The following is a 17751-nucleotide window of genomic DNA, read 5'->3' on the forward strand; positions in this document are numbered from 1 at the left end:
GCATACAACATTAATTCATTAACCATTTCGAGTTGTCTCATAACCAAAGAGATTTTTACCATAATCTGCAACGGAGTCTTCATATAACGCAGTAATGTGTGTGGCAACAGATAAGATATCTCTTGTCATCATTTCTACAATGTCCCCTTTAGAAAGGGCTGCTCCTCCTAATGTTAAAAGGATTCGATTTGCGATTTCTGTACAATGCTTGATTGCTGTTGCCCTGATAGCAAAGAACTCTTCTGCTGGTGTCGGATTATTTTCATCAAAGTTCTCTAGCAATTCAATATAATGGTTGACCAATAACTCTGCTTGTTTATACTTCATCGTTAGCTCTGAAAGCACCCTTTGACTGCGCGGGGATTCTTTTTCAGGTGTTCCGTCAAGACGAATCCTTTTTTCCGTCCGTTCTTTAAATTCTTTTAACAGACGCTCCGCTCCGCCAAGTGCTATGTTTTGGAATCCAATATAGAAGGCAGAGAAAAATGGTTTATGATAAAATGGATATTCTTTATCATAGTAATCAAAAGGCGGACGTTTCATTTCAACCGCTACTCGATCTAAACGCAAGATCCGCTCAATCGGTACATACACATGATCGGCAATGACCGAGTTACTTCCAGAACCTCTTAAACCAAAGGTATCCCAATTGTTTAAAATCTCCACTTCAGATGTTTTCAATAGAGGCATACAAAACTCTGGTCCTGTGCTATCCGGTAATTCCATGATGACCCCAAGACCAATCCATTCACTATGCAAAACACCACTGGCAAAATGCCATTTTCCTGATATGCGATATCCATCACCATCCTTCACTGCTTTTCCTACAGGAGCAAAGACATCAACGATTAATCCTCCAGATGTTGCAATTTCGTCCATCCCTTTTTCCGGTAGATACGATGGAAGTGAATTATGAAGCGGGTAAAGATATGTCAACCATCCTGCTGAAATATTATGATAGGAAACCTTTCGAATAATTTGAGCAAATGTTCTTAAATCAATTTGAGGGCCGCCATATTTCTTTGGAAGTAACATGCGAGAGATTTGCGTTTCTTTAATCGAATTGACAACGCTTTCAGATATAGTCCGATTTTGATCTGCTTCTACAGCTTCCTGCTCAGCAAGCTTACCGATTTTTTCTGCCCCCACTAGTAACTGTTCAACTGTCATTTCTGACTTTAATAGTTCGTTTGACATTTAAAAGCCTCCTCAAATTATATTTTTGTAATATTCAGAATTTTTACCTTAAGTATATGCCAGGCTTTCTTTTAACCTGACATACACGAATTTGATCTATATCAATCCAATTTCCCTTCAAAAAACTGAGTTAATAGGTTTAAGAATATTTCACGTTTTTCAATTTGCATCCAATGGCCGCAGCCTTTAATTAGATGCAACTGAGCGTTTGGCAGATACTGCAGCAATGATAAACTGCTCTCTTTTGCAACAAATCGGTCTTCTACGCCATGAAGTAATAGAAATGGCTGTTCCATTTGTCTTAAAGCATTTGGAGGAATAATACTCTCCCCTGGCATAGTTGGGAATGCATTACTTGTATAAGACTTTCTAATTTCAGGACGCATCACGTTTTCATAGCGCTCGTTAATAACCGCTTCCAGTTCCTCACCTAAACTCTTTTGGTCATGAACAAACCAAGTGGTTAAATTCTTGAGTGCAGAATAGGTTGGGTTTTTATAAAATCCTACCATTCTTGCAATCTCAGGAGTTGGAGCCGCTTCTCCCCCACCACTGCCCATTAAAAGTACTTTTTCAAATCGTTCTGGTGCCGTCATTACCAGGTTCATGGAAATGACACCGCCCATTGAATTTCCTACAAGCTTTGCTTTTTCGATATTTAAATAATCCATTAACTCTAGAACCTGCTCCACTCGGCAACTTGTCCACTCCCAAAAACTACTTGGCGGTGTTTCAGGGTGATCAGAGTTTCCAAATCCGTAATAGTCTGGTGCGATAACATGATAGCGATCAGTTAATGCTGGAAGAATATTTCGCCAATTTGTCTCAGAATTTGCTCCCGGTCCTGAACCATGAAGAAAAATGATTGTTTCGGAGTTTGATTCTCCACCTTCACAGAAAAATGTATGGTATTTTCCAGTATTGATTTTTTTAGTCTGATATGAACTCATTGAATAAAACTCCTTTCCCATGTATAAATCATGAACCTTTAAGATGAATTCACTTACAACCAATTGAGTTGAGCTTTCATATCCTCAGGTTCTATTTAAATGATATAAAATTCGGAATATTTAGTATATAATAAAAAACTGTTAAAATATGATTCGTTTTAGTAAATTTTTTGTAGTGTATAAATTAAAAACTACAAGAGTGAATCGTAATAACTTAACTAAAGACTAATTTCGCCTAATGCAATTAAAGATTCTATTAATAGTAATAATTGATAGGCATCAGTAGGATTACGTAAATCCTTATCTATTAGATTTTCAATTTTTTTAACTCTATACAGAAGACCGCTCATAGAAATAGATAGATCAAGGAGCGTTTGTTCAAGCTTTCCGCCATTTAGCAAGAAAATGTACAGAGTTTTCATTAACTCTCCCATTTTAGGATCTTCTTTATTTAGTAAGGGTCCCAGCTCTTGATTGGCTAACATTTTTATGCCGCTCCTATTATTGGAGTTAATCAATAGTCCGACAATCCCGAGAGATTTATATAACACCACTTGTCTTGCTGTATTCAGCCGTAAGGTCACAGAGGCCTCTTCATATTGCTGCTTCAAATGTTCTATCCTGTTTCCTTCATTACTGACGCCTAGTTTAAACTTAAAATTCGGGTATTTCTTATTTAGTTCTTGGTAGAGTCCCTGCATGTCGGACTCCATGCTTCTCTTTTCCTTTTCCTCTCTTGTGATAAAAAGAATAAAATTTCCTTCATAGAGCCCAATTAAACTATTTACTTCCTCCCTCTTACTATATTGAGAAATGGTTTCAAAGATTTTTTCCTGAAAATGAAATTCCTCCTCTAGAGCAAGAGATGGATTTTTATATTCCAAAATAGCTAAGTAGTATGGCAACTCCAAATTTACTCCTATGTATCTTCCTTTGACCAAAATTTCCTTTTTAGAGGAGATCGCACCATTTAATAACTGCTCAAGGAATATCCCTTTCATTCTAGTATAGGATTCAAATCTGGTTTTCTCATTTAATAGGATAAGAGACGCAGCATTTGCAATTCGAGCCAATAACATATAATCCTCTTCCGTATTCGCAGTATTTATATCGTTATAAAGAAACGTACAATAGCCAAAAACCTCTTTTTCTATAAGAAATGGAACAATTAAATGCCCATGATGATCCATTTGGATCATTTTTTTTCGAAAAGGCAGTTGGTGCTTCTCTTTTCGAGTTTGAGGGAATATTGAGCTATTTTCTTTCATGTAAAGGCCCATTTCATCCTGCACCTTATTAAATTCATCCTGTGATAATCCTGCATACGCGATGCTTCGAAGATCTATATCTTGAACGAGAATCGGAATTTGAATTAAGTTATATACTATATCGATAATCGTTTGTAAATTACTGCCATTCGCAATCTCTTCCGTTAAAACCTTTTGAAACTCCATCAATCTCGTCACCGTATTCTTTTGTTCAAGCAATTGTTCATACGTATACTGAAGCTCTTTGACAATGGGTTCTTCATTGTAGTACGGGAGTTCATCCTTTAGTTCCTCATCCCATTCATTTTGCGTCTTTAAGACCCAGCAGCATGTTGAATCTCCCTTGCCAATACAGGCTGTTTCCTTTGCCAAAACCCGCTGTCCACTAATGGTTGACATGAAACCACTTGCATAGCCAATTAGGGTATGGCAAACAGGATGCTCAGATTTTCCAAATCTCTTCAGATGATCCAATGCCTCATATGAATTCTCCCAAGTACCGGATCCCATTAAGGAAACAACCTGTTGATGTTCATCTATTTCAACACGACCCTCGTACTCTGCTCCGGAAATCTGTCCATTCATACAATGATAGATCGGTCCTTGTTTAAATAATTCCTCTATTGTGAGCTTTTCCTTGAGGGCTTGGTCCGCATCATACACTCCCATTTCCCAGCCAAAACGAATGAGGAATCCTTTTAATCGTTCTTGTCCAATATTTGAAATCAATGTTTTCCTCAGAAGGCCGAATGCTGATTCTGGAGTTACGATTTTCCGGTTAAGAAGATCTAACTCATGATTGTAGCTTTTTCCTGTTGTATGGATGATCAATAGAATTCCTCCTCCTATTTAATTGCAAATGCAAACGCCACCAAAATACCTTTTACAGCCTTAATAGATTGATATCAATTTATAGCTATTTCTATTATACGTGTTACTTTGGTAAATTTAAAAATTTCTAGTTATTTAGAATTATTCCTCGGAATGTTCCCTTGTGTGAGAATCGTTGATTTACACGAATGATTTCTTTGAAAAAACTGCCACAAATTGTATTCTCCATATAGGATATAATAGGAATTATTGTATTTTGAAAGGAGATGTGCTGATGAAAAAGATACTTTTTGCTATTATATCGTTCCTATTATTAATGACGCTCTCAGCTTGCAGTTCAAAGGAATATGAAGCTCACATTCAATCAGGAACAGAATCAGTAAAAGATGAGAAGTACGAGGATGCCCTACTTTCATTCCAAAAAGCAGCAGAAGAGAAAAATACGGATGACGTGCAGCAATTTATTACGTTTGCCAAGTATATGACAGACAGTCTTGATTTATTTGAAAAAGGAGAGTTTTCCGCTGCAATTTTAACAAGTGAAAAAATTACAAAGACAAAGAAAACAGATAAAGTGATTGATTTATTAAAGCCGAAAGCACTGAAATTACAGGAAGAAGCTGCTGGCCTTGATGAACAATTCAAAAGGTATACAGATGATTTGACAAAATCACAACTTTTATTAGAGCAGCAGCAATTTGATGAGGCCTATAACCTATGTAAAGCGATCACCGAAAACGGGTCACCACATCCTAAGTTTGACCAGCTGGTAAAGGAAGCGAACGAAAGGATGGCAGCAGCATTGGAGCAGAAGAATGCTTACTTGGCGGAAGCAGCGGCAAAAGAAAAAGCAGAAGCAGAAAAAAAACACCAGGAGGAGCTTGCCAAGGAAGCAGCAAAGACATCAACCGAACAGATATTCAGCTTTTTAAGAGAGGCGCGAACTAAACAATTGAATATGAATGGCTCCTATCCTAGTAAAGCAGCCGTACAGGAAGAATTATCACCCTACCTCACTTGGGAATGCAGCAGCTATTTCTTCGATAAGATGTTCTGGCAGCAAAACGGGATGTGGGAAATTAAACCAACCGATTATTTAGTAGGATATGTTCCAAATTTCAGCTATTCAAGCGAAACGAAGGTAGAGCAAAACGGCAGCAACTTCATTGTTTCAGAATGGATTCCCGCTGAGAATGAAGGGCCCACTACCTGGGATGCGCATACCATATCTGCAACAGTTGTCAAAACGGGGGATAGCATGGTTATTAGCAACATTAGCGAATAATTTGAGTGAGTTCGGATAGGGAATGTCTCAAATCTTGCTGACTGCCGTTTCATCTACCATTATTTGAAACGGCAGATCCGTCTGAGATTGCTAAAAAAGTATTAAAATGAATCTCAAGTGGTAATATACTGTGGGTATTGTATGAATATGACAAACCTAGTAGTATTTTAGGAATATTTGTCCGCCCTTTTGACAACTTGAATGGAATTACCTTTGTACCCTTTCAAAAGGTTGCCTATCTTTTGACTTCCGTAATGGAATCTTTTGCAACTCTGTCAGAAGGATTTTGATAGCTTAAATCAATTAATTTTTCCTTGTCTTGTTTATTTCATTTTACCTTTGCTATTCCTAATGCAAAATGGCTCCAAAGGATATCTTCCACTAATTCAGCCTTTGATTCTTCGCAATCAACAATTAAGATGACTTCAGCGTGTTGTCCTTTTAAAACTCTTTTCTTTTTCTTTATAACCAATTCCATAAAAAGCCGAATAGCAAATCCAAGAACAAATCCACCAAACGCACCAATCAGTCCCCAATAAATGGGTCCCCAAGCTAATTTAAAACCAATACTTGCCCCAATAACTGCAAAAGCAGTGGCAAGTGCCATTCCAATATCAATCAGGCTGGTACCGTCTGAGCGATGAAGGTTATCGAAAATTTTCCGTTCTTCTTGTCGGTTATCTAGGGGGACAGCAAATATGCTTTCTTTTTTAATCCCTTTCTTTTCTAGCGTTGAAATGGCCATTTCTAAAAATCCAGTGGTTTCAAATGTTGAAAATAGCTGCATGTCTTCACTTCACTTTTTGTCCTTTTAGTATTTTGAAGCCCTCCGATTGATAATTCTCAACTAAATGATTCCGTAACTCTTTTTCGAAAAGCTTGTTATTCTCAACCGTATTAATATATGAATCATAAGCTGCAAACCCATAGTGTGATGGAATAAAAAGAAGCCATTCTGCCTTAATTACCGAAGTTGCTTCCTTTACTTTACCTAAAAATAAAAGGACAACAGCTTCTTGGACATGAGATTGATAATAAAAAATCACTAACCATATGATGACAAAAAAAGCAGTTAAAATCCTATGAATATAAAGCTGCCCTAGTCCAGGGATAAACAATGTCCACATAACGGAAAGTATGGGATTTCGCTTATCTAGGTAGTTAATCTCAAATGCTCCTAAGGCAAATGAATTAAAACGGTGTTCCTCTCGCTCGGCTAAAAGATAGACCCTATTCATATCTACAGTTGTCCGATAACTATCCCAAATACCAAAAAGGTAAACAGGGATATACATGAGAAGCCATCTTGTGTCTAGTACCTCTTTTGCCATATCAATATTCCCTTGAAAGGAATAAATCATGGAAGAATTAACATGAGCCTTTATATTGACCACAACTTCCCAAATAAATAATACATATCCTCTAAAATATTTAGATAAAAGCAGATGACCGAATCCGGGGAATGCTGCGGACCACCATGCAATAATATACGGATTTCTTAAATGCAATTGAGTTGTTCCTAAAATACTAACATGAGCTTTATACCTTCTGGCAGTATTATCATTTGTATAGTTGTTCATTTCATCCACCTTATGGAACGATTTATCATATATTTCCAAATGTGGAGTCTATTTATACACTTCCTTACTATACACTTCCCTTACTATGCACGCTCTTTAATAAGCTGTCTGCATTATTTTAGCAGGCAGTGGCTGTGTGAATAGCACTTTAGCCTTGAAAACCAATTTTAGGTTTTATTTTCATTTTTTTGCTACACAATAATAACACTACACTTAGTAAAGGCAGGTTTTTTTATGGTTAATCTCATTCGAGTTGGACTGCTCACTATTTCATGGTTGTCGCTTGTTTTCTTGCCGAAACGGTCCTTTAGAAAATACCTGCCAGTTGCAAATTTGGCAGTAGGTTTAATCCTTTTAACAAGCTTATTTTCTCTACCCTTCAAGCTGTGGATCGTAGAGAAAGGCGGAATAAAGGAAAAGATTTATACTGATTTAAGTCTCATTTTAGGACCTTTCTTTTCTGGTACTTTATGGATTTTTCATTTAACCTATGGTCGTTTTGGAGCCTATTTACTATTGAATATGATCATGAACTTCTTACTCGCTTTTCCTTTATGTACAATCTTTCAAAAGCTGAAGTTATTTAAATTGGTTCATTTTAGACCGATTCACATCTTTGTTACCTATATTTTTTATTCAATTATGCTTTATGGATATCAGATGTTTTTAACTAAACCTAAGAAGATGCTATCAAAAAGGAAGATAAGAAGGAGTATTTTTTAAGTGAAAATGCGTTGGTTTTCGTGTTTTTCCTGGAACAAGTAGTTTTTCAAAAAAAAATCCATTTAAGCAAATGATTCCTACCTTTATTAAAACAATGGATTTATTTCATTCTTCTTTGGGGAACATAGTTAACAGCTATTAAACAGGAGGTAAGAGTATGGAAACTCATCATATTCGTTTAACTTCATCTGAAGTAGGCGGTCTATGGGCAAATTATATATCGGATTCTATGTTCATATGTGTTTATAAGTATTATTTAGCTAAAGTCGAAGACGCAGAAGTTAAAAAGATTTTGGAGCATGCCTTAGATTTATCTCAACAGCATGTAGAAGTTATTACAAAAATTTTTAAAGAGGAAGGTCATGCTATTCCTCTTGGATTTACTGAAAACGATGTGAACGTAGATGCTCCGAGACTTTTTTCCGATGAATTCTTTCTCATCTATACTAAACAAATGACAAAGGGTGCATTAGTTACATACGGAGCCATTTTACCACATACCTTTCGAAATGATATTCGAGAACACTTTATGTCTTGTATTTCTTCCACAATGGAATTATTTAATGATACTACAAATGTCCTTCTTTCGAAAGGCATTGAAGTTAGGTCTCCTTATATTCCTTATCTGGAAGGAGTGGATATGGTTGAAAAGCAGCATTTTTTAGCGGGTTGGTGGGGTGATCAAAGACCACTAACTGCCGCAGAGATCACTCACCTCTTCTCTAATATTCAAACGAACCATATGGGTACAGCAGTTATCACTGGGTTTGGTCAAGTTGCAGAACTAAAGGCTATCAGAGATTATTTTTTAAGAGGGAAAGAAATTTCAAAGAAACAAATTGAAGTTTTTAGTAAATACTTACATGAAGATGACCTCCCTGCACCTGTAACCTGGGATGCCCAGGTCCAGGACATAACGGAATCCCCATTTTCAGATAAATTAATGTTATATCAGATTTCTATGATGACTGCTGCTGGAATGGGAAACTACGGAACTGCACTTTCAGCTAGCCCAAGACGTGACATTGCTGCTGATTACGTTCGATTACAAGGTGAGATTGGACTCTATGCAGAGGACGTTTTAAACCTCCAAATTAAACATGCGTGGCTGGAAAGACCGCCACATGCAGCTGACAGAGATCAGTTAATGAAATAAAGAACCTTGAGATTAAGCAGCAAACAGCAAAAAAAATAACTATTAAATTATCATTTTGCTTTTTACCTGTAGCTTTAATTGATATAAAAAATCTATAAAAAGGGTTAGACAAATGTGAATCCAAAAGAAAATTTGTTATGGAGTATTGCATTTCCAGGCTTCGGTCAATTACTTAACGGAAAATATCTAAAAGGAATATTATTTATCCTATTGGAAATTACCATTAATATACAATCCCATTTTAATCAGATTATTTTCTTTAGCTTTAATGGGAGAATTCGTGAAGCAATTGAACTTACCAATTACCAATGGCTCATGTTTTATCCTTGTGTTTACTTCTTTGCCATGTGGGATTCTTATAAGGAGGCAGGTGGAGGTAAAGAACCTTATTCCTATTTACCATTTGTTATTTCTGCGTGTTCTGTTACTATTGGACTTATGTATGCAGCCAGGGTAAAGTTATTGGGGATATATCTAGGAACAGTCTGGTTCCCTATGTTATGTGTCATTCCAGGGTTGGTTGTGGGGATTCTACTAAAAAAATGGTTAAGACATGAATAGTGAGTGTTTACCTTTTTAGTGTACAGCAAAGCAATTTAGGACTTTTCTGAGGGTGTAACATCTAGAAAATGCGAATTTACAAGATCTTGCAAGATAAAAAAGCCTAATCTCTCTTTATTATTAGCGAGGAATTAGGCTTTGATATTCCACAATCACGCTATATTATTGAAGATCATACAAATATACTTATTAACCAAGCAGCTGTATATGGATATTGTACAAAAATCCTCTATTTTAAATGAATTAAGATTTCTCTGATTTTGATTTGTCTATTACTGGATCGCTACCTATTGCGTATCGGTAAACAAGTTGTCCGCCTAACCATCCCCCGATGAAAAGAAAAATTAGACCCAGCAAGGAGAGGGAAATGGCACTCGTTAATCGCCACCCAGAGAGTATTTCAACACCAAAACGAATAAAAAAACTGCCCATAAACATCATGATTGCGACAATCATTATGGTCATATGGTGCATCGCTACGTTTTCTGCATTCCCATCCTTTGAAATCGCTAAAAAATCAATCATACCTGTAATTAACGCAGGTAATGATAAAACAAGCCCTATTGCAAGATTATAAAATGAAAAACTCCACCAGAACGATGCATCTGTCCAGACTCCAAGTAAATCACCTAGAAACGATACCGGTAAAAGTGCCATTGGAAAATGCGTAACGACCGGGTGTAATGGATGTCCGAAAACCCTCAATTTTCTCCGTTGCTTCATAAAATGTCCTCCCTTATAAGATTTCTATAAGCAAGAGGACAAATCCAATTACAGCAGCTAAAGCATGAATAACAATTAGACCTTTAGGATGAGGCTTTTTGCGTAAATGGAAGGAGAAAAGCACGAATCCCCCAAGCGCAGCGATTAGGAAAAGTACTAAAGAAATAATGGCAAGTGTTCCCGCATTTCCTTGTAGGACTACAAGGATTAAAGTTACAAGTCCAGCAGCTGCTACGAGGCCATGTATAAGTGATAGCCACATTGGCAATTCTCTCTGACGAAGCCCTGAAACCCCAAGTACCAAACCACCAAGTGCGGCAATCGCAAAAAGAATAACAGATAAAACCAGCATAATCATTCCCTCCTTCAATAGGTTGGAAAATCAAATTACAAAAACCTAACTAACCATGAGATGATCGGTTAATTAGGTTTTTACATTTATATTTTTGAATAAATAAAAGAATGACTAATTAATGTATCTAAAATACATCTTTTTTAAAAAATCAGTATAGTTGATGGTCCAGTTAAAGGAGGGAATCGAAATATCTATTGACTTCTTTAACAAAAAAAGTTAATTTGTATGCCTTTTGAACGTAAGTACCCATTTGAGCATGAAAAAAGACTGCAATAGATTCTGCAGTCTTGTATGTAAAAATGATTAATCACGACTCTTTAACGTTAGTTGTATGTTTGCAATGATGATTAATATGAAAATGACCCCTGTTGCTTTCGTAGCAGGCGTGTCGATTATTATGAAATTATAAACCGTTATGAGTAATGCTATTGCTAGGCATACTCTACTTATCCAGTTTTTGGTCACTCCATTTCCACTCTATTCTCCATATCTTAGACCGATCGAATTACCAGGCTTTCTTTTCGTAAAAAAGATCCTCTGATTCAATAACCGACCGTTAGGATTTTCGGTAGATTTATGATTTGTTAGACGATCTAGAAAGCTTAATAAATACGCCCAAACCTGCTAAAAAGAACCCTAAACAAAATAAACTAGCAGGACTTCCCCAAACAATTTCACTCATTTCATATCCCTCCAATTTTATACTTAGGAATACATTACCATAAATTCAATATATTCTGAATTTTTTAAATTTATATCTTAGCGGAAAAATATAGGTTAGTTTTAGAAAGCCTTTTATTAAGAAAAAAGAATTCAGCCATGATTCTTGTTTGACCATACAGATAGCTGATAAATTATAAAGACTTTGACATATAGACACGGTTGAAGCCATCTTCTATCCGGCGATCTACTTCAACAAACCCGAACTTAGGGTAATACGTAAGATTTTCAGTCATTAACTCATTCGTATATAAGCAAACCTCTTCTAAATTTGCTTTCCTAGCGTACTCAATACCGAATTTAATTAATTCACCTCCAATACCTTGCCCTTGGAAACCCGGATGGACAGCCACATTTTCTATTAACAAGTAATTTTTCTTCGGTATTAGCACAATAATGCCTTTTATCTCCTCCCTTTCCACAGCTACATGTACAAAACCTTTCAAAATCGGTTCCGTATAATCAGTTACCATAGGTGCAGGTTTTTTTCCAATTCTCTCAATGTACATAGCATAAGCCGCATCCACACACTCGGAAATCGCTTGCTTATGGCTCATTTTAGCAACTTGAATATTCATTTATAAAATCTACCTCCATGATTAGCTTATTACAACTTCTGATAAAAATTTCGATAAGTATGAAAAAAACACCTTTAAAAAGATGTTTATTTTAACCTATCTACTATCATTCTCGCATCTATTTCGGCACCTTTCTTACTATTGGAAACGGCAGCAAGTTTTGAATTTAACTCGCCCGTTTTTCGGTCTTTATAGAAATAGGAATATCAAAATCGTGCCAGATTCATCTAGGTCTAGAATGAATCCGGCACGTTTTTTATACAGTCTACCAAGTTTCTATATCGTGGAGGTGTATCTAGCATATTTTATTTGTGTGAAACAAGATTTTTCAAGACGTCCTTATGACTTTCCATTTCCGGCCATTCAATTGGCAGGCCGGCATAATTCTCTGCAAGACTAGTCATGGATGCCTCTGATGTCACTAAATATTCCAATTCTGCAAGCTGCATACGATGGTTAAATGGTGTATGCTGTGGATAGCGATGGAGCGCTGATGTGATCCAAATCGAGAAGCGCTGCGCCTTCCAGATACGACGTAAACAAGTTTCGGAATACTCTTCAAGAAGATCCTTGTTTCCTTCATTATAAAAATTAGAAAATGCTTTCGCTAATACCTGTACATCAGAGAATGCAAGATTTAATCCTTTTGCACCAGTCGGTGGTACGATATGTGCAGAATCACCTGCAAGGAATAACCTTCCATACTGCATCGGGTCACATACAAAGCTTCTCATTGGAATGATGGATTTCTGTATGATTGGGCCTTCAAGTAATTTCCAATCATGCTCTGTCTCCAGTCTTTGACGTAGCTCAGACCATATTCGATCATCACTCCAATTGGCAATATCATCATCTGGCGGGACCTGTAAATATATTCTTTGAATTTCAGGCGTACGTGGACTGATTAATACAAACCCACGTTCATGATGGACATGCAATAATTCATCTACTGATGGAGGTGCCTCAGCTAGAATACCGAGCCAGCCAAATGGAAGATTTTCTAAATACTCCGTTTTGTACTTATCTGGAATAGTGGGTCTACTTGGACCATGGAATCCATCACAGCCTGCGATGTAATCGCAAGAAATTTCCTGCAGTTCGTTATCCAAACTAAAGCGTATTTTAGGCTCCGAGGTTTCTACATCATGCAAACTCACATCTTCAACATTATAGATAATTTTACCATCATCCGCTAACCGGGCAGCAATTAAATCCTTCGTCACTTCCTGCTGTGGATAAAAAATAATCCTTTTTCCACCCGTTAGCTCGTTCATATTGACCCGATAATCCTGTTTATTAAAACGAAGTAATATACCATCCGTAATTCGGCCTTCTTTATTCATTCTTTCTCCGACACCAGCTTCATTCAGCAGATCCATTGAACCCTGCTCCATAACGCCTGCACGAATTGTTCCTTCTACCTTTTCCCGGCTGCGTCTCTCAATAATAATGGAATCTATTCCTTGTAAATGCAATAGATGTGAGAGCATAAGACCTGCTGGTCCTCCACCAATAATCCCAACTTGTGTCTTCATCATCTTATCCTCCCTAATAGTGTTTTCTCTATCCATGACTATCAAGATATCATTAACTCAATTCTAAATATTCAGTGTATTATGCACATCATTAGATTTAACTGATATTAATTAATACAGTTGAACCTTACTCATTACTTTGTCGGTGTAAACGTCATACAAGCATTTCCAGTTCCCGAGGATGGACCATAAACAAGCAGACGAGATTCATGCTCTTCATGCTTAAGCCCTTCTAGTACACCTAATAATGCTGCTACATGGTAGCCAAACCCTTCCATACGTACAGCTTTTGCGATTTTATCTAATCGATCTCTTAGTTGATTAAACCTTCCAGTTTCGAGATAACCTAGTAATTCTCTATCGAGCTTTTGTTCTTCTTCAGTTGGCCAATCCTCTGGTTTTCTCGAATGATAGTGTGCTAGAGAACCACTTCCAACAAACGCGACCTTCTTCCCACTCTTTTCAAATGTTTTAGCGAGTGAGTTCCCCAGTTTGATATATTCTTCCACACTACTATTCAAGCTTACGGATAACGAAACGACAGGGATTTTACTTTCTTGATCAAAATACTGAACGGGTACTAGAGTCCCATAGTCAACCAACATTGTTTCATCATTTGCTATCTTACATGGTAATCCGTCTTGCAAACCATTTTCTACAATTTGATGCGCTAATTCTGTATCCCCTTTTAGCTTGTAAACCATTCGATTAATTGTTTCTGGAGCTTCAGGAGCTGTATAAATTCCCGCTTGGATAGGGGTTGCATTTGCATAGATATTAAAGGTTGTGAACCAATGTGTAGTAAGAACGACAAAAACATCGGGTTTAAACCGTTGAACCTCTTCACCACAAGCCTTCATTCCCTCATACAATCCTTGAAAAGGTTCCTCAATACGATCCTGGTGAATGATTCTAGGTGAATGTGTAGCTAAAATGCATAAAGTTGACATACTTTCTCTCATCTCCTTTTTCATGATAAAACTTTATCTCTTCAGAATTTAAACCCCTAAATATTGATGCTGAATGTCTTCATTTTGCATCAAATCATCAGGACTTCCACTCCATACGATTTGTCCTTTATTCATGATGATTACTTCATCCGCTACACGGCATGCCAGGGAAATGTTTTGTTCTACCATTAAAATCGTTAAGCCTGATTCTTTCAGCTTTACAATCACATCGCCGATATACTCTACCATAACAGGAGCTAACCCTTCTGACGGTTCATCCATAATAATGAGTTCCGGATTTGTCATTAAGGCTCTTGCTATTGCAAGCATCTGTTGTTGACCCCCGGATAATTCATTTCCCATATTATTTTCTCGCTCTTGTAAAATCGGAAAAAGGTTATAGACTGATTCTAAATCCCATTCCTTTCTATGTTCGCTAGTCCCTTTTCTTGAAGGCATAGTTAAGTTTTCTTTAATAGAAAGAGAAGGGAAGATCCGTCTTCCCTGTGGTACAAAACCGATCCCTTTCCTAGCTATTTTCCATGAAGGCAAGCCATTTATCGCTTGATGTTCAAAGGATATGGCCCCTTCTTTGGGTGATAACAGCCCTGCAACGGTATTGACAGTTGTGGTTTTCCCCACACCATTTCTACCAAGAAGTACACAGCATTTTCCTTTTTCTAAAGACAACGATACACCCTGAAGAATATGGCTGGTTCCATAGTACGTATGCACTTCATCGAGTTCAAGAATCACGTTTCGCACCTCCCCCAAAATAAATTTCTCTTACTTTCTCGTGTCCTCGAATTTCCTCTGGCTTTCCACTTAAATACACCTCACCATGATGGAGAACCGTAATCCGGTCTGCGATTGAAAAAACAACTTCCATATCATGTTCAACAATTAGCAGGGTCATCGTTTTTGGCAAACCTTGAATCACCTGTATTGTCTGCTTTGTTTCAGCCGGCGACATTCCCGAAGTCGGTTCATCCAGTAACAAGAGACGAGGTTTTGAAGCAAAGGCCAGCAGCATTTCCAATAATCTCTGTTCACCGTACGATAGATTTTTCACCAAAACATGCCGTCGATCCTCAATATCCCATTCTTCTAATAATTTATTAACCTCCCTATCAATCTCACGGTATCGAAATAGAGGCTTTAAGAATTGAAATCGATAGCTTTTTCCATACAAAAGGGCCATTTGCAGGTTCTCTTCAATCGTCATTTCTTCAAATAAATTATTTTTCTGAAATGTACGTGACATTCCATGTGACACCCGTTTATGCTCAGGTAAATCACTAATAGTTTCCTCTTCAATCTTAATGGTACCAGAGCTAATTGGCAGAGCCCCGGTAATACTATTAAAAAGAGTCGTTTTTCCAGCACCATTTGGACCAATAAATACATGCCGCTCACCGGGTTGAACTTCAAATGATACATCTCTTAAAATATGAAGGCTACCATAGGATTTATTTAACGCTTCTACTTTTAATAGACTCATGTGATTTCTTCCTCTACTTTCGGCAATTGTTTTTTAGGCATCGGAACCATGATTTTTCTTCTAAGGTCCATCAAAAGATGGATGACGCCGCCACGTCCCAAAAGCACAACTATAACAAAGATTGCGCCCATGATCATTTGCCAGTAGTCAGTATAGGAACTCACGTAATGCTGAATCACAATGTATATAGCAGCTCCAAGTGCAGGACCAAGCAATGTTCCTACTCCACCAATAATGACCATAAGCATCACTTCCCCCGAGAAAACCCAGTTCACAAGATCGGGACTGACATAGCTATTGAAAAAGGCATAGAGGGAGCCTGCAAACCCGGCCATCATTCCTGACAAAGTATAGGCAATTAATTTATAAAAGCGGATATTATGACCCAAAGCTTTCATTCTTGATTCATTTTCCTTTACTCCACGAATGGCCGAACCAATCGGTGAGGATATGAAGAAATATAAGAAAATGACAGACAGTATAAACGCGATAGCCATGACATAATAATAGGCATTGGTCTCACCAATAGCTCCTGCACCGAGGTTAAGTGTGGCTATTACGGACATTCCATCTGCCCCGCCTGTAAAAGACTCGAATTGCCACAGGATAGCAAATAATAACTGACCAAATGCTAATGTAATCATTAAAAAGTAAAAAGCAGAGGTACGTATGAATATAGCACCTGTTAATAAGGCAATTATGCCCGAAATCAATACGGCCATTAGAATGAGTAAATAGGAGTTAGACATATGCTCACCTAAGATGGCAATGGTATAGGCTCCTATTCCAAAAAATGCTGCGTGCCCCAACGAAACTAAGCCAGCATACCCCATGATATAGCCTAAGCTAAGTGCAAATATAGCCATGATAAAAATCTCAGTCGTGATATATACCCCATAGTTCGGAAATACGAAAGGGACAATCAGCAATAGAAAGGAAAAGATGGACATCCCGATCAAAAAGCGTTTCACAATGACCCCCTCCTGCTAAACAACCCTGTAGGCTTGAATGTTAATACCCCTAACATGAGTAAGAAGATAAGGATCATACTGAATGATTCAAACAACACTTGACCCCAAGTCTCAATTTGGCCAATGAGTATGGCCGCAAAAAAAGCTCCTTTCCATGAACCAAGACCGCCAACCACCAGTACAGTTAAAGATGTCACTAGAATTTCAAAGCCTATAGTAGGATAGATTCCAAGTATCGGGCCACCTAAGACGCCTCCAAAGGCTGCCAGCCCTGCCCCAAACGCAAATACACCGGTAAATACTAAGCCAACATTAATACCAAGCGCACTAACCATTTCTTTGTCGTCTACTCCCGCTCGCAGGATCGCCCCAATTCTTGTATGGGATTCAAAATACCAAAGAATTAAAGCAATAATCAGCCCAACAATCACGACAAATAGTCGATAAGATGGAAACTCAGACCCACCAATGTTTATAGAAAAGTCTAAGATTTTAGGGAAATTAAGCATATGGGTTTGCGTTCCCCAAAATAATCGTATGACGTCAACAAACATAAACGTGATTCCAAATGTTAACAGCACTTGATTTAAATGATTACCATGTATTTTTTTCAGCAAAAACTTTTCTACAAGAAACCCGAATGCCGCCACAATTAAAACAGAAAGGAGTAAAGCACTCCAAAAACCAAGGTTTTGGTTCATCATTGAAAACGCTAAATAGGAACCAAACATGAAAAAGGATCCATGTGCTAAGTTGACTATATCCATAACACCTAAAATAATTGATAACCCAACGGCAATCAGAAAGAATAACATTCCATAGGTTAGGCCTGTTATCGTATAGACAAGTAAAGTTGATATCGTCATG

18 protein-coding genes are annotated in these 17751 nt (G+C 37.4%); 4 read left to right on the plus strand and 14 right to left on the minus strand.

Annotation, left to right across the window (positions count from 1 at the left end; genetic code table 11):
- Positions 1 to 18: 18 nt before the first annotated feature.
- From ACHUFV_RS10770 to ACHUFV_RS10780, 3 genes are all read right to left on the minus strand, one after another.
- A complete protein-coding gene (locus ACHUFV_RS10770) occupies positions 19 to 1197 on the minus strand; it encodes an acyl-CoA dehydrogenase family protein (protein ID WP_394233920.1) in 1179 nt (392 codons plus the stop codon).
- Positions 1198 to 1298: 101 nt separating this feature from the next.
- On the minus strand, positions 1299 to 2147 hold the full coding sequence (locus ACHUFV_RS10775) for an alpha/beta fold hydrolase (RefSeq protein ID WP_394233921.1): 849 nt from the start codon (positions 2145 to 2147) through the stop codon (positions 1299 to 1301).
- A gap of 218 nt (positions 2148 to 2365) precedes the next feature.
- Positions 2366 to 4246, minus strand: a complete 1881-nt coding sequence (locus tag ACHUFV_RS10780; RefSeq protein WP_394233923.1) for a XylR N-terminal domain-containing protein — start codon at positions 4244 to 4246, stop codon at positions 2366 to 2368.
- Between the two features lie 274 nt (positions 4247 to 4520).
- Here ACHUFV_RS10780 and ACHUFV_RS10785 point away from each other — a divergent pair, with 274 nt between their 5' ends.
- Complete coding sequence (locus ACHUFV_RS10785) at positions 4521 to 5531, plus strand: DUF3993 domain-containing protein (RefSeq protein WP_394233925.1); 1011 nt, start codon at positions 4521 to 4523, stop codon at positions 5529 to 5531.
- A 328-nt stretch (positions 5532 to 5859) separates the two neighbouring features.
- On the opposite strand, the gene ACHUFV_RS10790 is transcribed toward ACHUFV_RS10785, so the two are convergent.
- A complete protein-coding gene (locus ACHUFV_RS10790; protein ID WP_394233927.1) occupies positions 5860 to 6318 on the minus strand; it encodes a hypothetical protein in 459 nt (152 codons plus the stop codon).
- Between the two features lie 4 nt (positions 6319 to 6322).
- Complete coding sequence (locus ACHUFV_RS10795) at positions 6323 to 7111, minus strand: hypothetical protein (protein WP_394233928.1); 789 nt, start codon at positions 7109 to 7111, stop codon at positions 6323 to 6325.
- A 234-nt stretch (positions 7112 to 7345) separates the two neighbouring features.
- On the opposite strand from ACHUFV_RS10795, the gene ACHUFV_RS10800 reads away from it, so the two are divergent.
- The 3 genes from ACHUFV_RS10800 to ACHUFV_RS10810 all read left to right on the plus strand — a co-directional run bounded on the left by ACHUFV_RS10800 (position 7346) and on the right by ACHUFV_RS10810 (position 9551).
- Positions 7346 to 7834 carry a hypothetical protein gene (locus ACHUFV_RS10800; RefSeq protein ID WP_394233930.1) on the plus strand — a complete coding sequence of 163 codons (489 nt, stop codon included), beginning with the start codon at positions 7346 to 7348 and terminating at the stop codon, positions 7832 to 7834.
- Between the two features lie 157 nt (positions 7835 to 7991).
- Positions 7992 to 8990, plus strand: coding sequence for a DUF3231 family protein (locus tag ACHUFV_RS10805; RefSeq protein WP_394233932.1), 999 nt, complete (start codon positions 7992 to 7994; stop codon positions 8988 to 8990).
- A 114-nt stretch (positions 8991 to 9104) separates the two neighbouring features.
- Positions 9105 to 9551 carry a hypothetical protein gene (locus ACHUFV_RS10810; protein WP_394233933.1) on the plus strand — a complete coding sequence of 149 codons (447 nt, stop codon included), beginning with the start codon at positions 9105 to 9107 and terminating at the stop codon, positions 9549 to 9551.
- Positions 9552 to 9794: 243 nt separating this feature from the next.
- On the opposite strand, the gene ACHUFV_RS10815 is transcribed toward ACHUFV_RS10810, so the two are convergent.
- The 9 genes from ACHUFV_RS10815 to ACHUFV_RS10855 all read right to left on the minus strand — a co-directional run bounded on the left by ACHUFV_RS10815 (position 9795) and on the right by ACHUFV_RS10855 (position 17750).
- A complete protein-coding gene (locus tag ACHUFV_RS10815; protein WP_394233935.1) occupies positions 9795 to 10274 on the minus strand; it encodes a DUF2231 domain-containing protein in 480 nt (159 codons plus the stop codon).
- Between the two features lie 13 nt (positions 10275 to 10287).
- Positions 10288 to 10626, minus strand: a complete 339-nt coding sequence (locus ACHUFV_RS10820; RefSeq protein WP_394233937.1) for a hypothetical protein — start codon at positions 10624 to 10626, stop codon at positions 10288 to 10290.
- 857 nt (positions 10627 to 11483) lie between these two features.
- A complete protein-coding gene (locus tag ACHUFV_RS10825) occupies positions 11484 to 11927 on the minus strand; it encodes a GNAT family N-acetyltransferase (RefSeq protein ID WP_394233939.1) in 444 nt (147 codons plus the stop codon).
- Between the two features lie 305 nt (positions 11928 to 12232).
- A complete protein-coding gene (pobA, locus tag ACHUFV_RS10830; RefSeq protein WP_394233941.1) occupies positions 12233 to 13462 on the minus strand; it encodes a 4-hydroxybenzoate 3-monooxygenase in 1230 nt (409 codons plus the stop codon).
- 134 nt (positions 13463 to 13596) lie between these two features.
- Entirely contained in the window at positions 13597 to 14412 is an 816-nt protein-coding gene (amrB, locus tag ACHUFV_RS10835) for an AmmeMemoRadiSam system protein B (RefSeq protein WP_394233943.1), read from the minus strand.
- A 48-nt stretch (positions 14413 to 14460) separates the two neighbouring features.
- A complete protein-coding gene (locus ACHUFV_RS10840) occupies positions 14461 to 15165 on the minus strand; it encodes an ABC transporter ATP-binding protein (protein WP_394234459.1) in 705 nt (234 codons plus the stop codon).
- Positions 15158 to 15913, minus strand: coding sequence for an ABC transporter ATP-binding protein (locus ACHUFV_RS10845; protein ID WP_394233945.1), 756 nt, complete (start codon positions 15911 to 15913; stop codon positions 15158 to 15160). Before ACHUFV_RS10845 ends, ACHUFV_RS10840 begins: the two co-directional genes overlap by 8 nt.
- Positions 15910 to 16884 carry a branched-chain amino acid ABC transporter permease gene (locus ACHUFV_RS10850; protein ID WP_394233947.1) on the minus strand — a complete coding sequence of 325 codons (975 nt, stop codon included), beginning with the start codon at positions 16882 to 16884 and terminating at the stop codon, positions 15910 to 15912. The genes ACHUFV_RS10845 and ACHUFV_RS10850 overlap by 4 nt, the downstream gene beginning before the upstream one ends.
- Entirely contained in the window at positions 16881 to 17750 is an 870-nt protein-coding gene (locus ACHUFV_RS10855; protein ID WP_394233949.1) for a branched-chain amino acid ABC transporter permease, read from the minus strand. The genes ACHUFV_RS10850 and ACHUFV_RS10855 overlap by 4 nt, the downstream gene beginning before the upstream one ends.
- Position 17751 lies beyond the last annotated feature (1 nt).

The sequence above is a fragment of the Niallia oryzisoli genome, assembly GCF_043641075.1.
GTDB lineage: Bacteria > Bacillota > Bacilli > Bacillales > Cytobacillaceae > Bacillus_BD > Bacillus_BD oryzisoli_A.

What these genes read in the sequence shown, in the direction of transcription:
- ACHUFV_RS10820 (WP_394233937.1), bottom strand. Translation starts at nt 10,626, where the DNA reads ATGCTGGTTTTATCTGTTATTCTTTTTGCGATTGCCGCACTTGGTGGT.
- ACHUFV_RS10815 (WP_394233935.1), bottom strand. Translation starts at nt 10,274, where the DNA reads ATGAAGCAACGGAGAAAATTGAGGGTTTTCGGACATCCATTACACCCG.
- amrB (WP_394233943.1), bottom strand. Translation starts at nt 14,412, where the DNA reads ATGTCAACTTTATGCATTTTAGCTACACATTCACCTAGAATCATTCAC.
- ACHUFV_RS10770 (WP_394233920.1), bottom strand. Translation starts at nt 1,197, where the DNA reads ATGTCAAACGAACTATTAAAGTCAGAAATGACAGTTGAACAGTTACTA.
- pobA (WP_394233941.1), bottom strand. Translation starts at nt 13,462, where the DNA reads ATGAAGACACAAGTTGGGATTATTGGTGGAGGACCAGCAGGTCTTATG.
- ACHUFV_RS10800 (WP_394233930.1), top strand. Translation starts at nt 7,346, where the DNA reads ATGGTTAATCTCATTCGAGTTGGACTGCTCACTATTTCATGGTTGTCG.
- ACHUFV_RS10790 (WP_394233927.1), bottom strand. Translation starts at nt 6,318, where the DNA reads ATGCAGCTATTTTCAACATTTGAAACCACTGGATTTTTAGAAATGGCC.
- ACHUFV_RS10845 (WP_394233945.1), bottom strand. Translation starts at nt 15,913, where the DNA reads ATGAGTCTATTAAAAGTAGAAGCGTTAAATAAATCCTATGGTAGCCTT.
- ACHUFV_RS10855 (WP_394233949.1), bottom strand. Translation starts at nt 17,750, where the DNA reads ATGACGATATCAACTTTACTTGTCTATACGATAACAGGCCTAACCTAT.
- ACHUFV_RS10775 (WP_394233921.1), bottom strand. Translation starts at nt 2,147, where the DNA reads ATGAGTTCATATCAGACTAAAAAAATCAATACTGGAAAATACCATACA.
- ACHUFV_RS10785 (WP_394233925.1), top strand. Translation starts at nt 4,521, where the DNA reads ATGAAAAAGATACTTTTTGCTATTATATCGTTCCTATTATTAATGACG.
- ACHUFV_RS10795 (WP_394233928.1), bottom strand. Translation starts at nt 7,111, where the DNA reads ATGAACAACTATACAAATGATAATACTGCCAGAAGGTATAAAGCTCAT.
- ACHUFV_RS10805 (WP_394233932.1), top strand. Translation starts at nt 7,992, where the DNA reads ATGGAAACTCATCATATTCGTTTAACTTCATCTGAAGTAGGCGGTCTA.
- ACHUFV_RS10825 (WP_394233939.1), bottom strand. Translation starts at nt 11,927, where the DNA reads ATGAATATTCAAGTTGCTAAAATGAGCCATAAGCAAGCGATTTCCGAG.